A 5,378-nucleotide genomic window follows, 5' to 3' on the forward strand; every position below is an offset into this window, starting at 1 on the left:
GCTCTGGCCATGGTTCGGGCGCTGAACAGAATGACAAAGGCAGGAATGGCAGAAAGCATACGTATTGCCTGAAAAACCTGTCAGCTACAGAGACTTTCGCCCTGAGTATGATTTATTCAACAAAGCCGCCGCACATAGGCATTATTCACTGTCAGATCTGAATTTCGCTCAGTACGATAACGTTGATCGTTATATGACCAGTCGATATTAGCATAGGTATTTTCAGACAGTCCCAGCGTACCGTTTCCCTGAATAGAAAGAGACTGAGAATAAGCGTTCCATTGGCTATTATCCCAGCAGTTTCCACGCCGGCTCATACTCTGCCTGATCCGGTATTGCCACCGTCTACAATCCGTAACGCATCAGCCTGACTTTTTTTAACAGCCGGCAGGGGGCGTCACCGCGCGGCCCCTGCCGGCGTGACGGGAGAAAACAGTGACACTCAGCAAGAAAAGCGCGTATACCAGACGGACTGTGCCCCCGTTCAGCGTAACCAGTCTGGCCGACAGGCCGGACCACTTCGGCTTTACCGAATGCAGCACACTGCGGGCATTAATACTCTGCATCTGCGGCGACACAGCCGGCCCCCCGGAGCTGTGCTACATCCGGCTTAAGCTCAGGGAGTGCCTAGGCCGCCGCCACGACGGCAGCGCCTGGTTTGCAGACCTGTGCGAGGCTGAAAGGTGGGTGGGTGCAGCCCGGCAGTGTCAGCTTGCAACTGATGACCGGTGGCATGTCTGCTGTTACGGTCCCGTTGTGCCTTGGTGGCGGCGAAAGCGGCTCCACAGAGACCGGAATGAGAGTGGCTCTGCTGGCAAGGTCCAGGAGTCCCTGACGGTGAAGATTACGCCAGTTAAATACCAGATTATCGTTAACCCCATGTTCCCGTGCCAGTGCGGCCACGCAGGTACCCGGCTGCAGGCTCAGCTCTGCCATGCGGATTTTGAACTCCAGTGGCAAGTCCGGAGGGCGTTTTCTAAGGGCAGGTTCATTTCAAGGTTGAAGGCGTAAAGCTCCTCCTCCAGGCGCTCTGGCGTGTGTTCCTCCGGCAACGGCCAGTTAATCCCCGTGCGGCGAAAACGTTTGAACATTTTATGCGTGGCGGAAGTGCTGATGTTCAGCTGCTCAGCGATTTCCCGGTAGGTCAGGGCGTCGTTAAACCGCAGGCTGAGTGCGGTGATGATCCAGGGTCTGCTGGCGTAAGGCGTGTTTCAGTCCACGGTAGTGTCCACGTTCGCGAAAGTGTCCATGGTAGGAAACACGGGGAAAAATAAAAGACGGTCTGGATGAGACGCTTACGAAATCTGTGAGCAAATGCACCAGCGCTACAAATCCGACGAACTCATGACGTTGATTATCTGGACGAAAGAGGACGTGCTGGATAGCGCACAGATCACCAACGAAACCGACGACGAAATTTTGCAGCAAATCGACGGAATCAGCGATCAGCACGAATACGGCGTGAGCCTGGAAACGCTCCAGGCGGTACTGGATAACATCCGTGAGGAAGAGAGGCAGGCCCGCGAAGCGACGGTGCCCGCCGCCGCACTCGAAATTGCGCTCAGGGTGGCGTGGGATTTTATGCGCCTTGAGAACGAACAAAGTGGCGAGGGGGCGGCCGCGCGGCTGTATCCGCACGAAACACAGGCGCTTTTACATGTCAGCGCCGCGCTGAGAGCGCAGGCAGACGAATAACAACCCAGTGACAGCGCGGGGCGGCGCAGCCGTCACCGATAAGGAGCCAAAAAATGTACGGCACCGTCAGCCAGCTTTATCACCGCCTGAAAACCGAATTTCAGGGCGAAGAAAAAATCACGCTCATCATCTTGCGTAAAGAGGACGTGATGAAGGTACTCCGTGACGAGCACCTCACGGAGGAAACCGCCGCCGAAATCGTGTGCGACATCACCACATGGGACAGGGATGCACAGCACGAAGCGGGCGTGGGCGCTGAAACCGTCCGGTTTATCGACAGTGCCGTCCTGCACGCCGTAACCGGCTTGGTGGCACGCATGCTCATGCATGGCGTACAGGAAGCCGTGAAGCGTGAAGGGCTGTTTACGCTGTCTGAGCCGACCTGCGGCGCGGGCGGCATGGTGGTTGCGGTGGCCGAATGTATGCTTGAGGCGGGGCTGGATCCCTCAGAGCAGATGTTTGTAAACTTCATCGACATCGACCCGGTGGCGGCGGATATGGCGTTTATCCAGCTTTCATTGCTGGGCATTCCCGCCGAAGTCATCACCGGCAACACGCTGACAATGCAGTTCAGCCGCGTGCGTTACACGCCGGTGTATTACATCAACAGGATTGAGGAGCGGCTGAAAGCGCAGCGCAGAATTAAAGCGATGATGGAAATCATGCGCTCTCTGTCTGACGGGGCGGTAAACACTGGCCCTTAGCCGCCCCATTCGGGCGGTCGTTCACAGTCGCCCGTCACAAGGCGAGAGAAAGAGCGGGCAAAGTGTTTCCTTATGCAAAACACCTTGGTATAATGTTTCGTGACATGAAACAATGGGATGGAGCATGATCAAAAGCTGGAAGCACAAAGGGTTAAAGAATCTTTATGAAAAAGGCGACACGAGCGGCGTTCTGGCAAAGGATGCTGAACGTATCCGGCTGCGCCTGCTGGCCATCGATGAGGTTGGTTCGACGGATGAGTTCAGCCGCTATCCCGGTTTTCGTTTCCATCCCCTCAAAGGTGATCGCAAAAACCTGTATGCCATTACGGTGCGGGCCAACTGGCGCATCACCTTCGAGTTTACCGACGGCAACGCTTACATTCTCAACCTGGAGGACTATCACTGATGGCGATGCACAATCCCCCGCATCCTGGTGGCTTCATTACGGAGTACCTGGAAGACAATAACGTGAGCCTGCGTAAAATGGCGAAAGACCTGGGCGTCTCTCCGGCGGCGCTGAGCAAGGTGGCGTCCGGCAAGGCAGCCGTCAGCCCCGAAATGGCGGTACGGCTTGAGGCGGGGTTAGGCATTGCCGCGCGTCTCTGGCTGGCGATGCAGGCCGCTTTCGATCTGCACAAAGCGCGGGAAAACACCGATGTGTCGGGCGTCACGCTGCGTCCCGGCCATGCCCCAATGGCAGGCGATACGCAGACCGGTAAGGAAGCATAAGACGCCTGACCGGAACGCCGCCGTAACCCTGTCACCCGCGACAGAGAGAGCCCCCGCCTTCACCGCCGCGCCCCTGCGGGGCAGGGCAGAGGCGGTGTTGACGCACCGCTCATCCCACGCCGCGTTCTGTTCAGCCTCCTACCGGTATCTTTTATTCCCCCGCTGTCTTTATACTGGTACATCCTCCGCCATTAAAACAGCACTTGTTGCGCCCGTAACGGTTACCGCATCCCCGACGACGCATGACAATTCCATGCGATCAAAAGAGACAACGCTGGAAGAAAACTGGACAACATTCTGAGCATGCCCCGATGTGAGGGGGTAGCAGGCAACGCTACGTGAATTCTGCATAACCCGCAGGGGTTCTGTGCGCCAGTTTTCACGTAGCGCGCCCGGTGATTAACGGGCTTCAGGTCCAGAGGGGACGCAGGTGAGGTGCCGGGTGCGCGGCGCGATGTTTTATTTAACATAATCTATGTTATGCGCACTTTACTTGAGAGTCCAATTTGATAATGTCACTTTTTAGCTGGTTCATAATGTCACCCAGATGCGGCGCGTTTACCACCTTTTCTGGGAGATCTCTGCTGATGCTGGTGACCATGTCGAACAAAGAACCTCACCGTCTTACCGTCATTCAGGCTGTTATTGAAAAACGTCTGCGTCGCCGTGATGCGGCCTCTCAGCTGGATCTTTCCGAGCGTCAGGTTCAGAGGCTGATGAACCGCTACCGCGAGTCTGGCGCAGCCGGTCTTACCGACGTGCGGCGTGGAAAGCCTGGCACGCACCGCATTGATGAGGCTCTGCGGCCCCGCATACTGACGCTGCTACGTGAAAACTACGTGGGTTTCGGCCCCACACTTGCCGCAGAAAAGCTTCAGGAACGTCACGGGATTACGATTTCCGTTGAGGCGCTGCGATGCTGGATGACTGCGGACGGACTCTGGATCCCACACGCTCGCCGTCAGACCCGGATTTATCAGCCGCGCCTGCGGCGGGATTGCCTTGGCGAGCTTATCCAGATCGATGGCTCACACCATGACTGGTTCGAAGGCCGCGCACCAAAATGCTGCCTTCTGGTTTATGTTGACGACGCGACCGGCCGTCTGATACACCTGCGCTTCTGTCAGAGTGAGTCAGCCTTTGATTACATGGTGGCCACCCGTGACTACATCGATAAACACGGCAAGCCGGTGGCGTTTTACAGTGACAAACATGCGGTGTTCCGCGTCAGTCAGGCCGAAACACGACGTACCGGCATAACGCAGTTCGGACGCGCGCTGCACGATCTGAACATTGACCTTATCTGTGCCAACAGTTCGCAGGCCAAAGGCCGTGTCGAACGCGCCAATCTGACGCTGCAGGACCGGCTGGTTAAGGAGATGCGGCTGGAGAACATCACCGGCATTGATAATGCCAACGCCTGGATTGAAACGTTCATCAGCGACTTCAACCGCCGCTTTGCGAGACCGGCAAAATACCCCAAAAACCTGCACCGCACCGTCTCAGAAAGCAGTCCGGAGCTGGATGACATATTCGCCTGGCAGACGCTGCGTACGCTCTCAAAATCGCTGACTTTTCAGTACGATAAGATATTGTATCTGGTTGAACCCACTGAGGAAAACTCACGCATAGCCGGAGAGAAAATCCTGGCGTTTGACTACCCGGACGGCACGCTGTCATTCCGCTACGGCAGCAGAACGCTGGAATATCAGGTGTTCGATAAGCTGGACTGCATCAGTCAGGGACGCATTGTTGACAATAAAAGGCTTGGGGCGGTGCTGAAGCTGGCGCAGGAAAAGCAGGACGAACTGGAAGCCGCAGGAAAAAGAGAGCGCAGTCGTCATATGCCCAAAAGACGGGCGCAGATTCAGGCACAGCTCAGGGCAATTAATCCGGTTCTGGCTGAACCATCACTGTTTAAATCCAGCCTGAAAAAATGAGCTGACTACCCTTTTCCCTTCATCAGAATCAGCCGAAGGTGACATTTAAAAATGGTAAATCAGGGTGACATTATCAATGTGCATAGACACAAAGCGCCAGCGAACAACGCCAATGTTGTATGGAACAATTCACAGATGTCGTCCCTGAACTAACTTATCTTCGCCCGGATGCGCCGAACCTGAGTAAGCGTCACATTTAAACCGTCTGTGCAGCGGGCTCCGGTTCCGGGAAAATAGTGTCCATCATTTTTTAATGGACACTATCGCGTGAAACACCGGACATGGCTCCTTGAGGCGCTTCGCCTCCATT

At 55.7% G+C, this 5,378-nt stretch carries 7 protein-coding genes; 5 read left to right on the forward strand and 2 right to left on the reverse strand.

From position 1 onward, the window contains the following. Nucleotides 1–627: 627 nt before the first annotated feature. Nucleotides 628–936, reverse strand: a complete 309-nt coding sequence (locus tag F7Q90_RS24500; RefSeq protein ID WP_006122232.1) for a transposase — start codon at nucleotides 934–936, stop codon at nucleotides 628–630. Further along, complete coding sequence (locus F7Q90_RS28030; RefSeq protein WP_141119419.1) at nucleotides 924–1,184, reverse strand: winged helix-turn-helix transcriptional regulator; 261 nt, start codon at nucleotides 1,182–1,184, stop codon at nucleotides 924–926. Before F7Q90_RS28030 ends, F7Q90_RS24500 begins: the two co-directional genes overlap by 13 nt. Nucleotides 1,185–1,314: 130 nt before the next feature. Between F7Q90_RS28030 and F7Q90_RS24510 the strand changes: the two genes are divergently transcribed. The 5 genes from F7Q90_RS24510 (at nucleotide 1,315) to F7Q90_RS24535 (ending at nucleotide 5,068) form a co-directional block, all read left to right on the forward strand. Further along, on the forward strand, nucleotides 1,315–1,695 hold the full coding sequence (locus F7Q90_RS24510) for a DUF1380 family protein (protein ID WP_006122231.1): 381 nt from the start codon (nucleotides 1,315–1,317) through the stop codon (nucleotides 1,693–1,695). Between the two features lie 53 nt (nucleotides 1,696–1,748). Beyond that, nucleotides 1,749–2,399, forward strand: a complete 651-nt coding sequence (locus tag F7Q90_RS26800) for a DNA methyltransferase family protein (protein ID WP_006122230.1) — start codon at nucleotides 1,749–1,751, stop codon at nucleotides 2,397–2,399. Nucleotides 2,400–2,523: 124 nt separating this feature from the next. Next, complete coding sequence (locus tag F7Q90_RS24520; RefSeq protein ID WP_006122229.1) at nucleotides 2,524–2,805, forward strand: type II toxin-antitoxin system RelE/ParE family toxin; 282 nt, start codon at nucleotides 2,524–2,526, stop codon at nucleotides 2,803–2,805. Beyond that, on the forward strand, nucleotides 2,739–3,128 hold the full coding sequence (locus F7Q90_RS24525) for a HigA family addiction module antitoxin (RefSeq protein ID WP_071988818.1): 390 nt from the start codon (nucleotides 2,739–2,741) through the stop codon (nucleotides 3,126–3,128). Before F7Q90_RS24520 ends, F7Q90_RS24525 begins: the two co-directional genes overlap by 67 nt. Before the next feature lie 599 nt (nucleotides 3,129–3,727). Continuing rightward, nucleotides 3,728–5,068: an ISNCY family transposase gene (locus tag F7Q90_RS24535; protein WP_080577510.1), complete on the forward strand. Its 1,341-nt coding sequence runs from the start codon at nucleotides 3,728–3,730 to the stop codon at nucleotides 5,066–5,068. Nucleotides 5,069–5,378: the final 310 nt, after the last annotated feature.

The sequence above is a fragment of the Pantoea stewartii subsp. stewartii genome (genome assembly GCF_008801695.1).
Taxonomy (GTDB): Bacteria; Pseudomonadota; Gammaproteobacteria; order Enterobacterales; family Enterobacteriaceae; genus Pantoea; species Pantoea stewartii.